Annotated in this window: 13 protein-coding genes; 11 read left to right on the top strand and 2 right to left on the bottom strand. The window is 44.2% G+C overall.

Translation table 11 applies throughout. The features are described 5' to 3' along the window. Positions 1 to 9 precede the first annotated feature (9 nt). Positions 10 to 1,599, top strand: a complete 1,590-nt coding sequence (locus WCM76_09645) for a hypothetical protein (protein ID MEI6765892.1) — start codon at positions 10 to 12, stop codon at positions 1,597 to 1,599. Between the two features lie 20 nt (positions 1,600 to 1,619). On the opposite strand, the gene WCM76_09650 is transcribed toward WCM76_09645, so the two are convergent. Together WCM76_09650 and WCM76_09655 are read right to left on the bottom strand one after the other, a co-directional pair. Continuing rightward, the gene (locus tag WCM76_09650; GenBank protein MEI6765893.1) at positions 1,620 to 2,039 is read right to left on the bottom strand and encodes a hypothetical protein; all 420 of its coding nucleotides are present in this window, start codon (positions 2,037 to 2,039) and stop codon (positions 1,620 to 1,622) included. A 28-nt stretch (positions 2,040 to 2,067) separates the two neighbouring features. Beyond that, positions 2,068 to 3,606 (bottom strand): PKD domain-containing protein, encoded by a 1,539-nt coding sequence (locus WCM76_09655; protein MEI6765894.1) that lies wholly within the window; start codon positions 3,604 to 3,606, stop codon positions 2,068 to 2,070. A 322-nt stretch (positions 3,607 to 3,928) separates the two neighbouring features. Here WCM76_09655 and WCM76_09660 point away from each other — a divergent pair, with 322 nt between their 5' ends. The 10 genes from WCM76_09660 (at position 3,929) to WCM76_09705 (ending at position 22,695) form a co-directional block, all read left to right on the top strand. Beyond that, positions 3,929 to 5,473, top strand: coding sequence for a glycine-rich protein (locus WCM76_09660; GenBank protein ID MEI6765895.1), 1,545 nt, complete (start codon positions 3,929 to 3,931; stop codon positions 5,471 to 5,473). Positions 5,474 to 5,927: 454 nt separating this feature from the next. Then, on the top strand, positions 5,928 to 9,644 hold the full coding sequence (locus WCM76_09665) for a T9SS type A sorting domain-containing protein (GenBank protein ID MEI6765896.1): 3,717 nt from the start codon (positions 5,928 to 5,930) through the stop codon (positions 9,642 to 9,644). 400 nt (positions 9,645 to 10,044) lie between these two features. Beyond that, positions 10,045 to 11,541: a tail fiber domain-containing protein gene (locus tag WCM76_09670; GenBank protein MEI6765897.1), complete on the top strand. Its 1,497-nt coding sequence runs from the start codon at positions 10,045 to 10,047 to the stop codon at positions 11,539 to 11,541. A 43-nt stretch (positions 11,542 to 11,584) separates the two neighbouring features. Then, positions 11,585 to 13,393 (top strand): T9SS type A sorting domain-containing protein, encoded by a 1,809-nt coding sequence (locus WCM76_09675; protein MEI6765898.1) that lies wholly within the window; start codon positions 11,585 to 11,587, stop codon positions 13,391 to 13,393. A gap of 121 nt (positions 13,394 to 13,514) precedes the next feature. Next, positions 13,515 to 14,585 carry a histidine kinase gene (locus WCM76_09680; GenBank protein MEI6765899.1) on the top strand — a complete coding sequence of 357 codons (1,071 nt, stop codon included), beginning with the start codon at positions 13,515 to 13,517 and terminating at the stop codon, positions 14,583 to 14,585. After that, a complete protein-coding gene (locus WCM76_09685) occupies positions 14,578 to 15,285 on the top strand; it encodes a LytTR family DNA-binding domain-containing protein (GenBank protein MEI6765900.1) in 708 nt (235 codons plus the stop codon). Before WCM76_09680 ends, WCM76_09685 begins: the two co-directional genes overlap by 8 nt. Before the next feature lie 303 nt (positions 15,286 to 15,588). Next, positions 15,589 to 17,835, top strand: coding sequence for a CotH kinase family protein (locus WCM76_09690; GenBank protein ID MEI6765901.1), 2,247 nt, complete (start codon positions 15,589 to 15,591; stop codon positions 17,833 to 17,835). A 58-nt stretch (positions 17,836 to 17,893) separates the two neighbouring features. After that, positions 17,894 to 19,642, top strand: coding sequence for an aryl-sulfate sulfotransferase (locus WCM76_09695; protein ID MEI6765902.1), 1,749 nt, complete (start codon positions 17,894 to 17,896; stop codon positions 19,640 to 19,642). Between the two features lie 64 nt (positions 19,643 to 19,706). After that, positions 19,707 to 21,455, top strand: a complete 1,749-nt coding sequence (locus WCM76_09700; GenBank protein MEI6765903.1) for a T9SS type A sorting domain-containing protein — start codon at positions 19,707 to 19,709, stop codon at positions 21,453 to 21,455. Positions 21,456 to 21,471: 16 nt separating this feature from the next. Beyond that, positions 21,472 to 22,695 (top strand): two-component regulator propeller domain-containing protein, encoded by a 1,224-nt coding sequence (locus tag WCM76_09705; GenBank protein MEI6765904.1) that lies wholly within the window; start codon positions 21,472 to 21,474, stop codon positions 22,693 to 22,695. Positions 22,696 to 22,699 lie beyond the last annotated feature (4 nt).

The raw sequence follows: 22,699 nt of genomic DNA on the forward strand, positions 1-22,699 counted from the left end.
GGTATTTATATGAATCGATTTCTGCTTGTGGTCGTTTCCATTTTATTGCTGAGCAATCTTCAGCTTGCCGCGCAGGGTACTGCTATCAATACGTCAGGCACAGGGCCCGACTCTTCTGCAATGCTAGATGTTACAAGTACATCCAAAGGATTACTGATTCCGCGAATGACCCAAGTGCAGAGACTCGCCATTTCAAATCCTGCCGAAGGGCTTACAGTATTTCAAACAGACGACGGTTGTTTTTATTATTTCAGAAATGGTTTATGGTGGCGCATGTGCGGAGTTCCCGATTGCACAGGATTCAACTTTTCGGTCGTGGCCGGAATCACAGGGCCCAACCCGGTTAGTGTGGGCAGCACCATTAACCTGACGTCTACCCAAACCGGCGGTATAAACCCGATAACCTATAGCTGGACAGGTCCGTCAGGCTACAGCAGTACAACACAAAACCCATCGATAGCGGGAGCATTGCCTGCTATGAGCGGAAACTACGCGGTTACAGCTACTGAAGGGCGCGGATGCACGGCATCATCGACCATTAATATTGGTGTTTGCGGTACAACAGTTATTGCAGGAAGTAATTCTGTTGTGATGGTTGGAAGTACCCTCAATCTCACGGCAGCAGCTTCAAACGGCACAGCACCCTATAACTTCAGCTGGACCGGTCCTGCAGGTTTTACAAGCACTCAGCAAAATCCGGCAATCGGCAATGCTCAGTCCATCAATGCCGGTTCATATATAGTTACAGTAACCGATGCCGGCAATTGCATTGCTAAAGATACTACCGTAGTGATCATCACGACCTGCGTTACGAATGATTCTGTTGTATTCAATTATAACGGTGGTCAGCAAAGCTGGACGGTCCCGGCAGGGATCTGCAATAATGTAACCTTCAGAGTTTGGGGTGCACAGGGAAGTAACGGAGGTGGTAACGGAGGTTATGCACAGGCTCAAACTTCGGTAACAGCCGGTCAGGTATATTATGTTTTTGTTGGCGGACAAGCGGGATACAACGGCGGCGGCGTGGGTGCAACTAACAGGAACGGAGGTGGAGCTTCCGACATACGCTTTGGAGGCTCATCACTGAATGATCGAATTATTGTAGCAGGTGGCGGTGGTGCGCTGGGCGGTGCAAACGCAGGAAGCGGCGGAATTGGAGGTGGTGGCACATCGTGTTCTAACGGAGCCGGTGGTGGCGAAGGCAGTTGTCAGGGGTGTAATCCCTACGGAGGCCCGGGGACTCCCGGAACATGCACTTCCGGTGGCAGCGCAGGCACTTCATCGGGTGGATTCACCGGTGGCGGTGGCGGTGGCGGACTGACGAGCGGCGGAGCCGGAAGCTCAGGCGGCGGTTATGGCGGAGCCGGCACAACAGGCACACTTGGTACAGGTGGTAATCGCGGAGTCAATGGAAGTTACAATTGTAATTCAGGAGCCGGTGGCGGAGGCGGATACTATGGCGGAGGCGGTACCGGCGACGGTCAGTGCGCTGCAGGAGGTGGCGGAGGTGGCTCCTCATGGGCATCATCATCACTGATAAATATGGTATTTGCCGGTGGCGCAAGGTCAGGCGATGGTAAAATCGTTATTAAATGGTAATCTGAAAAATGAAATCCCGCCTAGGGAACTTCATTAAATTCAATAACAGAAATGTACTGAACACCGGCTCCGGTTTTGAGCGTAGTGCCTGCCGGAAGCCAGATTGGACTGCCCGTAATATTGGATGCTTCGATAGCGAATCCCGTCTGTCCGTTTCCATACAAAGAACCAATAGCATCAGAAGTTGCCACATAAATGTTGATACTGTTAACAATGATAATATGGTTGGTAGTGGCATTCCCATTGGTTACTGCTGTTGTAAGCCTTGACGAAGGCAAAATATTCTCAATTTTCCAGACTTTATCTGTTGGTACGGTTTCTTCCGTTGAAGATATCAGTTTTACTTTGTTATACTGAAGCGTGTGATTTTGTGACCAGGCCATAGGCGTGATGAAAAACAGCATGCCAATTGCGAATAAAAAAGTGGTTATAAATTTCATTTGTGATATTTATTTAGTCAATCAATGATTAATAGTCTATAGACACCGAACCGTTTGTTGTAACCACTCCCCCGCTGTTCACCTGTGCAGAACCGGCATTGTAGGAACCACCGCCACCACCACAGCCATAAGTGGATTGGCATGAATAAATGTTATTACCTGCGCCACCTGAATAGCCGCCACCACCACCACCATGTGCACTTCCGCTTCCTTCGCCGCCACCGCCATAGCCACCGTTGCTATATCCTGCACCACCGTTAAGGAATGACCTTCCGCCATAGCTGCCGCCACCGTTGGTAAGATAGCCGCCACCGCCGGTACCATAAGTCTGACCCGAACAATTCTCTGTTTGACCACCATTCCCGTTGGTGCCTCCAAGCTGATTGCCTGCACTTCCACCGGTTGTGGTAACATTTCCATGCTTATTAGGATTGTCGGACCCGCCGCTTGTACTTCCGCCTCCACCTCCGGCAATGATAAGCGGTGTTACATGGGTTCCGTCGTACATGATATCGGAAGAAGCGGGATCAACCTTCACAACAAAAGTGCCGCCACCGCCACCGTTAACACCGGTTGGCATCATTCCTACTAAAATTTTCAGTACAGTTCCGCCGGCAACACTGAATGTTCCCTGCATAGAGGCTCCGTTTCCGGCAGCAATTCCTCCATTAAAGCCGCCTGCCGCGCCCCTGGCTGTGATTGTGATACTACAAACATTCGCAGGCACGGTCCATGACTGAATACTACCGGTATAGTTAAAGCTTGCAGTCTGGCTGTAAACAGTGCAGTTTGATACCGTTATCTGAGATGATGAAGTTGATGAACATCCGTTCTGAGTTACGGTCAGACTGACATTATAAGTCCCTATGGAAGCCCACTGAACAACAGGATTCTGAGCTGTACTGGTAGCCGGTGTCCCGTTTTGAAATGTCCATGAATAAGCTGCCCCGGTTACTGTTGGTGAAAATGTAACATTCTGTGCAGGTTGCGGAGATATTGGATTCGCACTGTACGTTGATACAGGAAGCGCGTTGACAACAACATTTGTTACGGAAGCACCGGTAGTGCATCCATTTAAAGTGGCAGTAACAGAGTATGTGCCGTTGTTTGATGGAGTTGCCGCAACAATCAGCGGATTTTGAAGTGTTGAAGTAAATCCATTTGGACCGGTCCAGTAGTAGGTTGCGTTAGAAATACCGGAAGCAGTAAGTTTGAGTGTATCGCCTGCACAGAAAGGGCTGTTATTTCCTGCAATGGGAGCCGGCGGCGGAATACAGTTTCCGCACAACTGATACCATAGACCATTATGATAATAATTCACACATCCACTCGTAATATTGAATATCTGCAATCCTTCAGCAGGGTTTACAATGGCGTTCCGCTGAACATCCGTAAGTCGCGGAAGCAGTACTCCTTTATTAATGAAATCAACATCCAGCCCGGCAGACGGATTGGGTGGATTTCCTGTAAGGTTAATCGCAGTGCCCTGTGCCATCAGAGAGCCTGCATTCATAATTAACATCAGCAAAATAATGACGGATAAATTTCTTTTTAATAATTTGCCCATGGTCGTTGGATTTAACTGGATTTTTTTATCAGGTAAATAAATAAACATCAATTTGTTTGTAATAAAATATCAGGTTCAACGGCTCTGATCAACATAATTCCTCAGTTGTCTAAATCATTTTATCTTATACAAAGATAAATAATTGAAGTGAACGATGGTTATGAAAGAGAAAAGTATCCAATCAAGAATTTCAATTCCCTGCCATGAAAAATTCATCAATTTACGGCCGAAATAACCAATTATCAAATTTCAATCAGTTTAAAAAATTAGGTAATACAGGCGTATTTGTTTAATTTTGTAAGCCTATATTAATATTTTATTTATGAATTACTCACTAAGAATCAGCCTCCTCATCAGCCTGTCCTTAATTTCATTAATGGCCGTTGGTCAGGGAGCTGCCGTAAATAACAACGGTTCGGCCGCTGATCCATCAGCTATTTTTGATGTTTCCAGCACGACTCAGGGACAGCTTGCTCCGCGCATGACTACTGCGCAGCGCAATGCTATTATTAACCCCGCCGAAGGACTGTTTCTTTTCAATCTTACAACAGGTTGTTTCAATTACTGGCACAATTATACATGGTTCGAATGGTGCGGTAACTGTATCCCGCCAAATCCACCAACTGCAACGAACAACGGAGGTCTTTGTTCGGGCGACACGCTGAAATTATTTGCCACCCTGATTCCTAATGCGACCTACACATGGAGTGGTCCGAACGGTTTCAGTTCAACAGCACAGAATCCGATAATTTTCAATGCCGATATTAGCCGAGCCGGAACTTACACAGTATATGCTACGGTTGGCTCCTGCTCAACAGCCAATTCAACCACGAATGTTGCAATAAATTTAACGCCATCATCTGCATATACATTCAGCCCAACAATCGGTTCACTAAATTCTAACGTTGTTTTCTCCCCTTCAGTAACCGGTGCAACTTATTCCTGGACCTTCCAGAGTGGAAGCCCTGCAAGCAGCACAGCTCAAAATCCCGCGGTTCAGTGGGCACAAACAGGGACATTCAACACCAGCCTTTCCGTAACTATAAATGGATGTACATCGGTAACGACAACAAATCCGATTACAATTAACCTCATTTCACATGGCAGCCAGACTTTTACTTATACGGGCACTCAGCAATCATGGACAGTGCCTGCGGGAGTAACATCTGTTACGATTGATGCGTATGGCGGACAAGGCGGGCAAGATGGGAATACACCACCTTATGCGGGGTCGCTTGGAGGTAGAGCACAAGGCGCTCTTTCGGTAAGTGGAGGATCGACATTATTCATCTATGTTGGAGCCAGTGGCGATAACGGCGGATACAATGGCGGCGGTGTATGTCAAGGCGGATGGGCAGGTGGAAAAGGCGGCGGCGCATCTGACGTTCGCTATGGTGGAACGACATTGGGGAACAGAGTAATTGTTGCCGGAGGTGCCGGTGGAAATGCCGGATACAGTCATGGTTTTGGCGGATGGCAAGGTGGAGTTGGAGGCATCGGTGGCGGACTTACGGGAACTGACGGACAAAATAATCCGGGAAATATGCCATATCCCTGCGGCGGAATTGGTGGGTCGCAAAGCGGCGGCGGCGCCAATGGCTGTAACAGCGGAACCAGCGGATTTATTTCAGGTGTGCCCGGTACTCTCGGACAGGGTGGCAATGGCTCCGGTGAGTCAGGAAATACAACGCCTTGTGGAAATGCCGGATCGGGTGGTGGTGGATACTATGGTGGCGGCGGCGGTGGATGGAACAACTGCGGCGGCGGCGGCGGCGGTGGCGGATCTTCTTACATTGGAGGTGTTACCGGTGGCAGCACTACGTCGGGAGTTAATACCGGCAACGGCAGCGTAACATTGACCTGGTAAAACCGCTATTTAAAAAATTGGTGTTATTCTTACATAACAGCCGTATTTTTTTTCGGATTTCGTGTATGTGAAAATCCTGATTTGATGAAATTTTTGATTCTGTAAATAATAGATTTACAGGGCTTCTTATAAATTTAGACCAGCAAAATGGCGCACTTCAAATATTCACTTTATAGCGATTTTTGGGCAGCGACTAATAAATAATTCGTACATCTAACTTCAAATAATGAGTTAATACGCTCACAATTTGAAACTTATGTTTTCATTTGCGTTTATACTATTTATCTGTTATTAACCCTGAATCTTACAATTTAGTTATTGGAAATCAATGAGTAGTAAACGATAATGCTACTAAAAGTGCAATTAATATTCTATTTTTGCATATAAATATCTGATTTAAAGCTTAGATTAACCGCATTAAAATTTCTTTAAACGCACAAAATCCATCAATATCATGGCAACAACTTGTAATATTAATGCATTGAAATCTATAGTGAAGGGGATTTCAGGCAAACTTAAATTTTTCGTATTTGCCTCTCTCATGCTTATTTCAAGCCTGGGATACTCAGCCAATCTTTATTGGATTGGAGGAGGCGGATACTGGAGCGATCCAAGCCACTGGTCACTCACAAGTGGAGGCACGGCGGGAGTTTCCATTCCCGGACCTATTACTGATGTGTATTTTGATGCCAACTCCGGATTTACTCCCGGAAGTTATGTGTATTTTGACCTGCCCGATGTTTACTGCCACAGCATGGACTGGACAGGCGCTCAGAACAATCCGGTGATGGTGGCCTCGGGAAACAGCAATCTGCTGCATATCAATGGCTCCTTAACACTGATTAATGCTATGACCCTGGCCTACTATTCATACATCTATTTTGATGGTACAAACACCGGAAATACCATAACCATGGCCGGACAATCTTTCTATTATCCGGTTTGGTTTAACGGTAACGGGGGCTCATGGATTGTGCAGGATTCACTCGTTTCAACCTCGGAAATTTATCATGATTACGGTACAATAAATACCAACGGTAAACCTCTCACCTGCCCTAACTTCTACTCCAATTCCGGAAATACCAGAGGGCTCATTTTAGGAAGTTCTAAAATTAAAGTATCAAATTATTTCATGGTGAATACCAACAACCTGAGCTTGGACGGTGGAACTTCCACCATTGAATTCACTTCTGCATCCCCCAACTACTTATACAGCAGCGGTTCTTATGTGCCGGGACAGTTCATCTACAACGTTACCTTTAACGGTCCCGGAGTCATTAACGGTGACTGGCAGGTTGACGGTACCATGTCGCTCAAAAGCGGACTCGATTATACCTTTGAAAGTAACAGAACAATTTACTTGAACGGAAATATTGCCGTAAGCGGAACTTGCGGATATAATGCCATTCTGAAGACAAATTCAGTAGGTTCGGCAGTGAATTTCATCCGCACTTCAGGAACACTTACGGCAAACGGCATCACACTAAAAGATAACTTTGCCGCTGGCGGTGCAACTTTTATTGCCAATAACTCCATAAATGCAGGCAACGTTACCGGATGGACCATTAACCAGCCTGTTCCGGGTAACTTCTACTGGATTGGAGGAGGTGGATACTGGAGCGATCCAAGCCACTGGTCACTCACCAGCGGCGGAACTCCAGGAAGTTGCATTCCCGGTGCAAACGATGATGTGTATTTTGATGCCAACTCCGGATTTACTCCCGGAAGTTATGTATATTTTGACCTGCCCGATGTTTACTGCCACAGCATGGACTGGACAGGCGCTCAGAACAATCCGGTGATGGTGGCCTCGGGAAACAGCAATCTGCTGCATATCAATGGCTCCTTAACACTGATTAATGCTATGACCCTGGCCTACTATTCATACATCTATTTTGATGGTACAAACACCGGAAATACCATAACCATGGCCGGACAATCTTTCTATTATCCGGTTTGGTTTAACGGTAACGGGGGCTCATGGATTGTGCAGGACTCTCTGGTCTCCAACAATGATATTTACTTTGATTACGGAACCATCAACACTAACGGAAAACCCCTGACATGCGGTAACTTCTATTCTAATCCGGGAAATACCAGAACCCTTATTCTGGGCAATTCCAATATCAAGGTTAACACGTATTTCCTCATCAACTCGAATGGTCTGCAAATGGATGGCGGAACTTCGACGATTAATTTCCTGTCTACTTCTACAAATTATTTATACATGACCGGCTCATACAGCAGCGGACAATTTGTTTATAACGTCAACTTCGCAGGACCGGCATATATTTATGGTGACTGGCAGATTGACGGTACACTCGCACTCAGAGGCGGGCAAATATATATTTTTGAAAGTAACCGAACGATTTACCTCAACGGAAATATTGGCAAATCGGGCAATGTCGCATTGTTCAGCGATATAAGAACGACCTCTAACGGGACTCAGGTAAATTTCATTAAAACATCGGGCTGCGTTTTCGTTGACTATGTTTCCATGCGAGATGTAAATGCCCAAGGCGGAGCCACTTTTAACTTAGGTGTTAACAGTTTAAATATGGGCAATAACAGCGGCTGGAACTTTAATGTAACTTACGGATGCGCGGTAACCTGGACAGGAAATAGCAGCAATGACTGGAATAACGGCGGTAACTGGTCGAACGGAATGGTGCCTGCAACAACTTCTGATATTACTATTCCGGCAGGGATGCCGAAGCAACCGGTAATTACCTCGGCAGCCGAATGCCACGATATCACTATACTCTCAGGCGCTGTGGTGACCATCAACCCCGGTTTTTCGCTTACCGCATCAGGTATAACCACCATGAGCGGTGCGCAGTGTATCGTAATTAAATCAAACATCAGCGGAAGCGGATCATTTATTGATAACGGAACCATCAACGGATCGGGTACCGCGAAGGTGGAACGCTTCCTCACCGCAAACGACTGGCATTATGTTTCAAAACCGCTTGTAACGGCAACTGCAGGTGTTTTCACCGGACAGTACATCAAACGCTGGAACGAGAACAGCTATTCCTGGACAAACCTTACATCGCCTTCAACAGCACTGGTTACTATGCAGGGCTATGCTGTGAAATCGGGCACCAGCAAAGCTTATAGCTTTATCGGAACATTAAATACCGGCGCCAAAACAAAGTCGCTGACACGCACTTCATCCCTGATAGCATCAAAACGCGGATGGAATCTGGTGGGTAACCCCTACCCGAGCGCCATTGACTGGGACGCAAGCAGCGGATGGACAAAGACCAGTATCAACAATGCCATTTACATCTACAACCAGAATTATTCAAACTATGCAACCTACATTGCAGGTTTGGGCACCAACGGCGGTTCGCGCTATATTGCGCCCGAACAGGGTTTCTTCGTAATCTGCAACCCATCGGCTACCGGCATGCTGGGTATGGACAACAATGTCCGTGTACACAGCAGCGCACCATTTATGAAATCGGCAGCAACGCAGGACTACATAAGGTTAGCCGTTAATAAAAATGATTTTTCGGATGAGATTATTGTGCGATTCAATACTGATGCCAGTTCTTCTTTTGACGCTGATCTGGATGCTTATAAGATTATTGACAACAGTATCACACAACTCTGGTCCATGGCGTATCCTGACCTCACCGAACAATACTCCATCAATTCCTTAGAAAACGTTCAGTCGAGCCCCGATGTGCCTGTGGCATTCAACCCTACAACTTCAGGTACGTTTACTTTAAATGCATCGGAATTTGAAAACCTCGCGGCTCAAACCGGAATTTATCTGGAAGATTTGAAAACAGGCGTTGTTACTGATTTGATTGAAAATCCAAACTATCAATTTACAGCAACCGCTGGCGATGACATCAATCGTTTTGCACTGCATTTTGCACCCTGGATGACCACCACTCCTGAAAATGCCGGCACGAACAGTGGTATTCAGATTTATCCCAATCCGAATACAGGCTCATTTACCATTATCCCTGCCAAGGAAATTGAAGGTAATGTTACCATTGAGCTTTATGATGTTCAGGGACGCATTGTTTATTCAACTGTTTGTGCAGGTTTTACAACTAAAAATATTGATGTTGACAATCTGCAACCCGGAGTGTATTCTTTGAAAATGAACGGTGGCAATTCAGTCACCTTTAACCGTATTGTGATAGGAAAATAAAATAAACCTATTTCAAGCAAATAAGTCCAAAGAGGTTGCCATTACCCTGACAACCTCTTTTTGGTTTCATATTTCACTATTATCAATTATTCATTATTAAAGCAAAATTCATCGTAACTGATTAATTTGCTTTATATTATGTCAATATTAATATTTAACAATATGGTAATTTATTTATATTTACTTCTGTTTGCATATTATTAATTTCTTTCGTATTTTTGTTTGCTTTACGAATAAAGTCTATTGTACGACTTATAAAATAACGTTCGCTGCTTACGCATTACAGCTCATTCCGATCTCACAGGCGAAACACTCCGGCATCCCGGAAATATTGATTGGTGTTGCTTATTGTTCAGAATATTCAATTGAATAAATAATAATTTACCAATAATAATCGTCTATGAAAATCAAATCATTTTTACAGATGCTACCATTATTCCTGATGGGTATTTCCGGTACAGGAGTATTCGGTCAATCACTTGGAGTGAGTGATACCGCTATGACTATTAATGCTAACGCCATGTTTCAGGTTGATGGCGGAATGTCTAAAAAGGGAGTTCTCATTCCACGTGTTTCGTGGCTTCAAAAGCCAACTACCAATCTGACTGAAGGCTTGCTCTATTATTTTAACGGTGGTGCACCCCCCATGGGGAACGGTTTCTATTATTACAATGGTTCCTCGTGGAGTCTTGTGGGCTCAGCGGGACCGACAGGACCAACCGGATTAACCGGATTGACAGGACCCGCCGGACCAACCGGTAATGATGGTATTACAGGTCCAACAGGACCCACAGGGTTGACAGGACCGGCAGGAAATGATGGTGCAACAGGACCGATAGGACCCACAGGACCTACAGGCGGCGGTGGCGGCAGTGGTATCAGTTGCGGCACAACTCTCAATGATAATTATACAATACGCGGCAATGGCAGCGGAACATGGGAATGCACCAATGCCATTAAAATAGGACCCGATGCTGCTCCTTATGCACACGTTGGAATAAACGATGATTACAATACCAGTTTTGAATTGTATATAAACGGAATGACCGGTATCGGTTCTTATCCAAGTACCAGTTCATCATACAAACTTGCGGTTGACGGAAGCACCTATATCAATGGAACCTTAGGTATAAAAAACACTTCAACCTCCTACGAACTGGCGGTTACAGGTGATACCTACCTGAATGGCTATCTGGGTGTAGGAGTTGCACCCTCCAGCTCTTACAGACTCTACGTAAGCGGCTCATCTTACCTGAACGGTGGTGTAGCAATTGGAAGTTCCAGTATCCCGAGTTCAGGATGCTTATACGTCAGTAATAACTTAGGCGTCGGCACTTCACCTTCGTCGTCTTACCCTCTTTATGTTTCAGGAAACGCCTATATTTCAAGCGGGGGACTGGGGATAGGTACCTCTCCAGGCAGTTCGGGAACACTTAAAGCCACTAGTTCTGTAACTTTTAATGGAATTTCAACATCCGGTTCCGGCTACTATTTATGTATAAACTCTTCTGGTGGATTGTACAGGGGGGCCTCCATTCCGAGCAGCATCCGCTATAAAAAAGATGTATCTGACCTCGACATAAATCCCACGAAAGTGTTACACTTAAGACCTGTTTCTTATACTTATAAGGAAACTAATGAGAAAGATATCGGGCTCATCGGAGAAGAGGTGGAAAAACTTGTCCCTGAACTTGTTGTTTATCAAAATATGCCACTTGTAGATAAAGATGGTGAGCCACTTCGGGACAATAGCGGGAATATTATTTATTCAAAAGAAAAGACTATTGAAGGGGTAAAGTATGATAAGCTCGCCATCTATCTTCTAAAAATCGTTGCCGACCAGCAGACGCAGATTGAAAAAATGCAGCAGGAAATTGATGCATTGAAAAAGCAGTAAAATGCAACAGGAATATTGTTCCATCACTTAAACACTTAAAACGATGAGAAAAACATTGATTCTCCTGATGCTGATTATAGCAACCGTCTCATATTGCAGAAGTCAGGGTGTAATTAACAAAGGCGCCAGCCTGAAAGCAGCTCCAGGCACCCTGATATTTGTTAACGGACCCAATGGTAATTATACCAATCTTTCTGACGGAAGTCTGAATGGCAATATTGATTTGGCAGGAAGACTGGAATTAAACGGCAACTGGATTAACAACTCGGGAGGCAGTGGCTTTACAGGCCCGGCAACAGATGGCACAGTGCGCTTTACCGGAACAGGAACACAAACGATTAGCGGAAGCCATGCTACCGCATTCGACAATATTGATCTGCCGGCAGGCGGACTGCATATTCTTGATGTTAATACAAATATCAGCTGTGGTGGTTTGTCTATTGCTTCAGGCGATACGCTGTTTATGAAACCGACACTTTCGCTCACCGCAAGCGGACCTACGTTTTTGGGTGGTCAAAAGTGCCTTGTACTGCCATCAACTGCGGCGGGTACGGCTTCGTTTATAGACAACGGCAGCATTACCGGTTCAGGAACCGCTGTTGTTGAGCGCTATATTACGGCAAACATCTGGCATTACTTTTCGAAACCCATTACTGTTGCTACAGCAGCCATGTTTATTGGGCAGTATATGAAATACTGGCGGGAGAACAGTTATTCATGGGTCAGCATTTCAAGTACAGGGTATTCGTTTGTAACAACACAGGGCTATGCACTCAAAAGTCTAGTAACTAAAACCTATAAATTTATCGGCACACCCAATACCGGACCCAAAAGCATGGCCGTTACGCATACATTGCAGCTGAGCCCTGCCAGCAAGCGTGGATGGAATTTTATCGGCAATCCCTACCCAAGCTCCATAGACTGGGATGCGAGCAGCGGATGGACAAAAACTAATGTGGCAGGTGCCATTTATATTTACAATCAAAACTATGGCAATTATGCCACCTATTCAGGTGGATTGGGCACAAACGGCGGCTCCCGCTATATAGCACCTGAACAATCATTTTATGTTATTTGCCCGAGTGGCAGTGGTGGTACCCTTACTATGACCAATGCTGTAAGAGTGCACAGCAACGCACCATTTATGAAATCGACAGCAGAGCAGGACTACATCAGGTTAGAAGTAAACAAGCCCGGCTATTCTGATGAGATTATTGTGCGATTCAACGCAGCTGCCGGGACAGCATTTGATGCCGATCTGGATGCTTATAAGATTATTGACAACAGTATCACACAGCTCTGGTCCATGGCGTATCCTGACCTCACCGAGCAATACTCCATCAATTCCTTAGAAAACGTTCAGTCGAGCCCCGATGTGCCTGTAGCATTCAATCCTACCATGTCAGGTACGTTTACTTTAAATGCATCGGAATTTGAAAACCTCGCAGCTCAAACCGGAATTTATCTGGAAGATTTGAAAACAGGTGTTGTTACTGATTTGGTTGAAAATCCAGCCTATCAATTTACAGCAACCGCAGGCGATGACATCAATCGTTTTATACTGCATTTTGCTCCCCGGATGACCACCACTCCTGAAAATGCCGGCACGAACAGTGATATTCAGATTTATCCGAATCCGAATACCGGTATTTTAACCCTCAGTAACGAAAGTGGAACGTCTGAACCTGCGAGTATCGAGATTTATGATGCATCGGGAAAACTTGTGTATTCTGAGCCATCAGTGAGTTTCATCCATAAAACAATTGTGCTTAATCAACTTCCGGCAGGAATTTATTTTTTGAAAGTACAAAGAGCTGATAACCTCAGTATATTGAAGTTCGTTATTGAATAACGGGAAAACTGAATACGCTTTATCGGCAAATAATCACTCATAATAGAGAAAAAAAGGGCAGCGGTATAAAATTATCTACCGCTGCGCCCATTTTTGTACTTTTGAGGATAATACTTCTTTTATGCCGAAGGTCAGAAATATCACATCCAAAGCACTTGGTGCATTCATTCATGTGATTGCCTGGTGCGGGATATTTATTTTTCCGCTGCTCAACCAGCCGGGTCCGGAAGGCACGCAACCTGACATTTCGTTCATCATCAACCACCTGTTCTTCACGAGTGTTATGATTGCATTTTTCTATCTGAATTATTCGCTTTTGATACCAAGATTTTTTGTCAAACGCAAATTTTTAGAGTATACCGGTTTTACGGTTACCATCTTCACGCTTGTAATTATAGTGCTCTCCTTTTTCACACCACTGCTTGGCATGCTGATTGCTCCGCCACAAATGCCCATGCCCGGTCATGGTTTTGGCGCCCCACCCCCGGATGAACACTGGTTTAACCCTATTTCAATTCCTGCAGCGGTTATTATCTGGATTGTAAGCACCGGCATTAAAATGACCGGTGAATGGTATAAAAGCGGTCGTCAGAAAGAGGCCATGGAAAAGGAAAAACTCAGTGCAGAGCTTGCCTACTTAAAAGCACAGATAAACCCACACTTTATTTTCAACGTATTGAACAATATTTGTTCACTGGCACGAAAAAAATCTGACGAAACGGAAGCCGCTATTATCAGGCTTTCGCAACTGCTGCGCTATAATCTTTACGATTCCGCTGAACATAAAGTCAGCCTTCAGAAGGAGATTCAATACCTTCATGATTATATTGATATCCAGAAAATGCGGTTGGGTCCTAACGTCAGCATAAACTACACTGACAATGGGAACACAGAAGATATTTTTATTGAACCCTTGTTATTTCTGCCTTTTCTTGAAAATGCATTTAAATTTGGAATAAGTACAGAAGATGAGTGCTCCATTAATATCAGCATCACCGCTGAAGAGCAATCGGTTCATTTTGTTGTATCAAATCAGGTGATGGTGAAGAAGCAGGAAAAGGGCCGGCAGGGAATAGGACTTACCAATGTACGCCGTCGCCTAAGTTTGCTGTATCCGGATAAACACAGGTTAGACATCACGATTATAGATAACGTATATACCGCGGATCTAAAAATTGAATGCCATGATTAATTGTATTGCACTGGACGACGAACCGCTGGCACTTGACTTGCTCGAGGACAACATCAATAAAATCCCCTTCCTGAACCTTGTAAAAAAATGTCATAATGTAAAAGAGGCAGCCGAAGTGCTGCAGCATGAAAAAATAGATCTTATTTTTCTCGATATTGAAATGCCCGGCATAAGCGGTATTACCTTCCTGAAAAGTATTGATAACCCGCCAATGGTTGTATTTATTACAGCACACGAACAATACGCCGTTGAAGGATTTGAAATGGATGTGCTTGATTACCTTCTGAAGCCGGTGTCATTCGAGCGTTTTTACAAAGCGGCGACCAAAGCGCTTGAATATTTTCATTTTATCAGCGGAAGCGAACCCATAAGAAACACTCCGGCAAAATATATTTTCGTCAAGGCCGATTATAAGATAATTAAAATAAATATTGAAGACATTCTGTACATCGAAGGTCTGAAAGACTACGTAAAAATACACGCCGGAGGTAAGCCCGTACTTACATTATCAAGCCTGAGGAGTATTGAAAGTAAACTACCACCACCGGAATTCGTGAGGGTTCACCGCTCATTTATTGTAGCCGTGGATAAAATAAACTCCATTTGTAAAAGCCATATTATTATTGATGAGCGAGAGATTCCGATAAGTGATAATTATCGCGAATATTTCTTTAAAACCATCGAAAAGAACAACCTATAAACCGTCGTATTCAAACTGAATACAAAAAATAATAATCGCCATGCCGGACGCAGATAAAAATCGCCATTTCATAGGTGATATCAGGCGAAACGTCTATTTACAGTATTTCAATTTCAAACTATTGTTTTCTTCGCTCATTGTATTAAAAGTGGTGTCGGACAATACATTCCGATGATGCCGGCTGAAATTAATCAATCAGAAACAGCATCCGTTTCCAAAGCGACTATAACATTTTTATAAAATTTCGTAACAGGTAAGGCAAGGTTTGAAATTAGATTTGCAATAATTAATATTACAGCCAACATGAAAAAAATTTTCCTGACCATTACAACAGTTGCTTTGTTCCTGGGAACAGCAATGCGCTTGCAGGCACAGGAAGACTTCTACGATATTCATCACGTTGCTGAAATACGCATATATTTTTCAGTTTCCAACTGGGATCATGTTCTTGACAGCCTTATTCAGGCAGGTGAAGGCGATGGCCGGCTGCTGGCCGACATTTCCGTTGACGGACATTACATAAGTGGAGTCGGCGTGCGGTACAAAGGATTCAGTTCATGGGATGAAGATCAGAAGAAAAGTCCATTTAATATCAACCTGGATTACACTATCAACAATCAGAATCATCAGGGATACAAACACATTAAACTCAGCAACGTCATTCATGATCCATCATTTGTTCGCGAAGCAATCAGTTACGAGGTTGCAGGAAAATACATGCCTGCAAGCCGTGCCAACTTTGCAAATGTTTATGTGAATGATACGCTGCTGGGGCTTTACACAAACGTAGAATCTGTTGACGAACTTTTTGTGAAAAAATATTTCGGGTCGAAAAACAATGCCTTTTTCAAAGGAAGTCCGGCCAATCTTCAATATCCGTTCGGACAAAATGCCAACCTCGCTTATACGCATGGCACAGATACAGCAGGCTATATGCCATTTTATAAATTGGAATCGGATCACGGCTGGAGCGAACTTCTGAATTTAATTTACATCCTGAATAATGACACGGCGCACCTTCCGGAAGTTCTGAATATTGACCGCACTCTGTGGATGCACGCTTTTAATTACGCGCTTGTGAATCTGGACAGCTACATCGGCTATTCCCAGAATTACTATTTATACAAGGATGAAAACGGTCGCTTCAACCCTATTTTGTGGGATTTGAACATGTCGTTCGGTAGTTTCCGACATTCCGACGGCTCTGCATTGAACCTCACAATTGCCAAGGCGGCACAACAAAATCCGCTGCAGCATTTGTATTCAACTACATTCAGTCCACGTCCGCTCACAAAAAACCTGTTCAGCAATACCCGTTACCGTAAAATGTACCTTGCGCATATCCGTACCATAATAAACGAGAACTTCAGGAATGGCGATTATTATACAAAGGCGCTCGAAGCACAGAATGTAATTGACAATTATGTACTGAACGACACCAACAAGTTTTATTCATACGCCGACTTTATTACAAATCTTGATGATGATACCGGTCCAATTTCAGATCAATATCCCGGCATCCGCTCTTTGATGGAGGCACGTATTGCATATCTGGACACATTCCCCGGCATACAGGGGGCACCGCAAATATCGTCTGTAAACAATGAACCGCTTCGCCCACAGCAAGGTGAAAATACTGTTATCAGGGCAAGCATCCGAAATGCATCCTGCGCTTTTTTATTTTACAGAAGCAGTTCAAACAGCATTTTTATCAGCACACCCATGCTTGACGACGGACTTCATAACGACAGTCTGGCCGGTGACAGCATTTATGGAGCATCTGTAGCCGTGAACGGAAAAACGCTGCAATACTATATCTGGGCAGAAAATGACAGCGCGGGGATATTCTCGCCTGAGCGTGCTGAATATGAATTTTACACCATACATCCTGCGCTGAATGCAGGCGATATTGTAATTAATGAACTTACTAATAACTGGGTGGAAATTTATAATAACACTCAGGAAGAACAGCCGTTGTCGGGAATGTACCTGGGCAATCTTTCCGGAGGGCCTTTAAAATGGGCATTCCCAGACACGGCCATTTCAGCTGGAGGATATATCATGGTGAAGACGGCAGGAAGCCGTGAGACCGGAGCAATTCTTTCAGATATTGAAATTCCAGCACACAGCGGGCAGTTGACACTTGGATATGAAGCAGGAATCAACATCGATACTGTAATGTTTGACGATGCCGTTAATGGCAAATCAATAGGACGATGGCCTAATGGTTACGGTGATTTCGTATTTATGACTCCCACGTTTGCGAAACACAATTTGTACGGAACAACTGAAAATACACAACTGTTGGTGTATCCGAACCCGGCGGTAGATAAGATTAATGTGGAATGCGAAATTGAGTCGGCAACATTGACCATTAAAGTTTTTACGGCCGATGGGCAGGTTGCATCTGATGTACAATACAGCCATAGCGCAGGAATGATAAGGGCGGTAAGTAAAGAAGTTGACCTTAGCGGGATGCAGAGCGGTGTGTATGCAGTACAGGTAATTTGCGATGATAAAATTCTGACAAGAACTTTTGTAATCCTATAAATGGAATAATACTGATTGACCAATTTTTAATGAAACGTAATAATCAACAATAAAACTTATGAAGACCATTATTCAAAAATCAATTTTCGTTATCTTCATATTGGCTGCGGCTTTAGCAAACGCACAGCAATGGGGATACTACACGCTTTATGCACCGTCGAACAGCACTACCGCCTACCTGATCGATACTGCTGATTCGCCGGTGACTTTTAAAACGTGGACCTTTTCAAGCAGTAAAAAAACAGGGTACTCCACCTACCTCGTACCCGGAGATACACTTGTAAGAAGCTATGGATATACTGCTTCCGGAGGCCTCTCCGGCGGTGGAATGACAGGTGCTGTTCAAAAAGTTTTATGGGACAACACAGTAGTGTGGGATTACCAGTACAACAGCTCCACATACTCTTTGCATCACGACATCTGCCCGATGAAAAACGGAAACGTTCTGATGATAGCCTATGAAGTAAAATCTGCGACCTTAGCTACCCAGGCAGGTGCGTCATCGGCAACCAGTGTGTGGTCGGAAAAAATAATGGAAGTAAAACCTACCGGTGCTACCACAGGAACCGTAGTCTGGGAATGGAAATTATGGGATCATCTTTGCCAGAATTATAACGCAGCGAAAGACAATTATGTGACATCAATTGTAAATAACCCTCAGCTGATGAACATCAACATCGGCACAAGTCAGGACCGTTTTCACATGAACGGTATTGACTATAATGAAGCGCTTGATCAGATTGTTGTAAGCATGCACATGACCAACGAGATTTATGTTATTGACCACAGCACCACAACGGCGGTTGCAGCGACACACACAGGCGGCAATGCCGGCAAAGGAGGAGATTTTCTGTACCGCTGGGGAAAACCGGCTAATTATGGCGCTACGGGCACGGCCATTTTCAATGTAGTTCATGATGCACACTGGGTGCCTTCAGATAACCCCAATTATCCGGGATATCTTTGCGCTTTTAATAATAAAGGCGGCACAGGCAGCAAATCAGCCTTTACCATTGTGAATCCGCCATTGAGCGGTTATACTTACAATCTGACTCTTGGTCAGGCATACACACCCTCGACGTATAATTATCAGTACACATCTGCTTACACTGCCAATGATATGGGTAATTCTCAGCAACTGCCGAACGGCAATGTGCTGATGTGTGTTCCGGGCATGGGTTCGGGAGCTATTTTTGAAGTGAACGCCGCCGGCACTACGCTCTGGTCAAAAACGGCGACATCGCCCCATGCATACCGATTTACTTTATGCGCTGTACGCGGACCGGTTGCCAGCAGCAGTGCCACATCAACAGTTGTATGCTCAGGCGCTCAAATAAGTTTAAATTCAAGTGCCCTGTCGGTTACGGAAACCAACCCGTCCTATTCATATTCATGGAATTCATCGCCGGCAGGATTTACGTCATCACTCCAAAATCCGACACTCACCGCTGGTGCAGCAGGAACCTATCGTTATAATGTAACGATTACAAATTCTGCGCTGGGTTGCTATGATACAGCCTCAGTGCTTGTAACCGTTAATGCATGCACCGATGTGGAATTGCAAAACAATAAACCACAAATCGAAATTTTTCCCAACCCCACAACAGGAATCGTAACGATAAATAATGGTGAAACGAATATTTCGGATATGCAGATTGTCGTCAGCGATGTTACCGGACGTGAAATAATGAAGATGCGGAATACGCGCACCATTGATCTTTCGGCCTTCCCCGACGGGATATACTTTATTGCAGTGTTATCGGGAGAAAACAGTCCGATAACCAGAAAAATAGTACTTTCCAGATAAATTTAAATACCAAGTAAAAGGATTGCAGCAACATTTGATTTTTTTATCTATTAAACAAAGAAGCATGAAAACCCTGACCCGGAATGCAGCCATCTTTTTCATACTGCTCATGTCATCATTTGCAAATGCACAGCAATGGGGCTATTACACCCTTTATGCCACTAAGAATGGCACTCAGGCCTATTTAATTGATACGGCGGATGCTCCCGTAATCTATAAAACATGGACCTTTTCATCAAGTAAGAAAAGTGCCTATTCATCGTACCTGATACCGGGCGATACGCTGGTAAGAAGTTACAAACCCTCAGGGAACACATGGAATACGGGTCCTTGCCATGGAGGCATTCAGAAGATTGCATGGGACGGGACCATTGCCTGGGACTATGTATACTATCAGAACGGTTCTTACAGCCCTCATCACGACATCTGCCCAATGCCCAACGGCAACGTTTTGCTAATCTGTTACGAAGCCAAAACAGCAGCAGATGCAACGCAGGCAGGATGTTCGTCCAATGCGGCTATTTACTCTGAAAAGATAATTGAAGTAAAACCAACAGGCGCCACCACAGGAACAATCGTCTGGGAATGGCATTTGTGGGATCATCTCTGTCAGAATTACAATTCTTTGAAGGATAATTATGTGACATCTATTGTTGCCAATCCACAATTAATGAACATCAACTACACCGGTACGGGAACGCTTCCCGACAGGTATCACATGAATGGTATTGACTACAATGCAAACCTCGACCAGATTGTATTCAGTATGCATTTCATGAACTCCGCATTTGTTATAGACCACAGTACAACGACTTCAGAAGCAGCCGGTCATACCGGCGGTAATTCAGGTAAGGGCGGTGATTTTCTGTACCGATGGGGCAACCCGGCATCATACGGGGCAACAGGAACGGCAATATTCAACGTAATTCATGATGCACACTGGATTTCATCAGACAACCCCAATTATCCAGACTATCTGGCTGCATTTGAAAATGATCCGGGTTCAAATTCAAAAGTGAATATTTGGAATCCGCCCGACAGCGGATACAATTACGCTCATACTTATGGCACGGCTTACGCCCCTGCGGCACCCAATTACACATTCACGTCCGTATTTACATCTAACAATGAAGGGAATTCACAGCAGCTCCCGAATGGAAATATGTTAGTGAATAATTCATTTGGCGCAGTGTATGAAGTGAATGCAGCGGGCACGCAGATTTGGACAAAAGCAGGCACGAACTCAACACACTGTTACCGTTATACCAAATGCTATGTGAGAGGACCTTCTGCAACTGCAGGCGCATCAGTTACTCAGCTGTGCAGCGGACTGCCCATTACATTAAGCTCCAGTGCGGTTTCATTAACTGAAACAAATCCCGGTTACCAGTATTCGTGGAGTTCAACACCCGCGGGATTTTCATCACCATTGCAAAATCCCACAATCACTGCACCGACTGCAGGAAATTACCACGTTGTGGTTACTATTACAAATACCACTCTTGGCTGCTCTGATACAGCATCTATAAATATACTGGTGGATGCGTGCAGCGGACTCGATGAATCTCAAAATGACTTCGCCACGCTGAATATATTTCCAAATCCGGCCACCGGAATAATAGAATTACAGGGCAATGCGTTGAATTCCCATAAATATGAAGTGGCAATTTACAGCACTCAGGGAAAACTGCTGAAAAAAGAAATGAATACAAAAAGCCTTGACTTATCGGCATTTGACAATGGTATTTATTATCTGGTACTAACGTCTGAAAATGCAGCATCAATAACCAGAAAAGTATTTATCATTAAATAGTTTAAAATAACAAATCATGAAAACAATCATAAACAGGCTTATTATTCTTGTCCTGATATTGTCGGGCAGCGCAGTAAAATCGCAGGTTTTCACAAATTACACCACCGTAGAAGGACTCCCCGACAATTTTATTATTGGGGGCGTTGCCGTTGACACAAATAATAATAAATGGTTCGGAACGGCCGTTGGCGTGGCAAAATTCGATGATGTCAATTGGACAGTTTACGATACGGCAGATGGGCTGGTGGACAATTACACGAGCTGTATAGCCGTTGATAAAAACAATAATGTTTGGGTTGGGACAAATTTTGGCGTCAGTAAATTTGATGGTTCAGCCTGGACTACATACACTACAGCAGATGGGCTGATTGATAACGGTGTGATTTATATTGCCGCAGATATAGACGGCAGTGTATGGTTTGCCACCACGGCAGGCGTTTCAAAATACGATGGCGTGACCTGGACTGATTTTACCACTACAGATGGGCTTCCATCGAATAACATCGATTATATTGCAGTTGATGCTGCCGGTAATAAATGGTTCGGGACAGTCATGGGGGGCGTTTCAATGTACGACAATTCAACATTTACAAATATTTCAATGGCCACCATGGACAGCCTGCAGGATGACAATGTGTTTGCTGTTGGTATTGATAATTCAGGTCACAAATTCATTGGTACCTGGTATGGTATATCGGAACTGGACAACGCCAATAATTGGTTTGCAAATTATGATACAGCAAGCGGATTGTACAATAACTACGTTCGTGATATCAAGGTTGATTCGAATGATAACGTATGGGTTGGACTATTTGCAGATTACAATACTCAAGGTGGAATTTCCAAATTTGATGGAAGCACCTGGACGTCATACACCATGGCAGACGGACTTGTTGACAAACAAGTAATTCGGTTGGCTGTAGATAAAAACAATGTTGTATGGATTGCAACAGGCAATGGAGTATCTAAACTGCAGGACTTTTCAGGAATTACAGAAAGCAATACAGACAATACGTTCAGGATATTTCCAAATCCCGCCACAGACCTTTTGAAGGTTGATATTTCGGGTCTGCCGCAGGAAGTAACCAACATTGAAATTTATAACGCAACTCAAAAAGTACGAGAATACAGTTTAAATAGTAATTTTGGAAGCATTTCAATTCCTGTGAATGAATTGAATGCCGGTATGTATTTCCTTAGACTGGGCAACAGCGTTGAAAAATTCATCATTACACGATAAAACA

It is taken from the genome of Bacteroidota bacterium (assembly GCA_037133915.1).
GTDB lineage: Bacteria > Bacteroidota > Bacteroidia > Bacteroidales > CAIWKO01 > JBAXND01.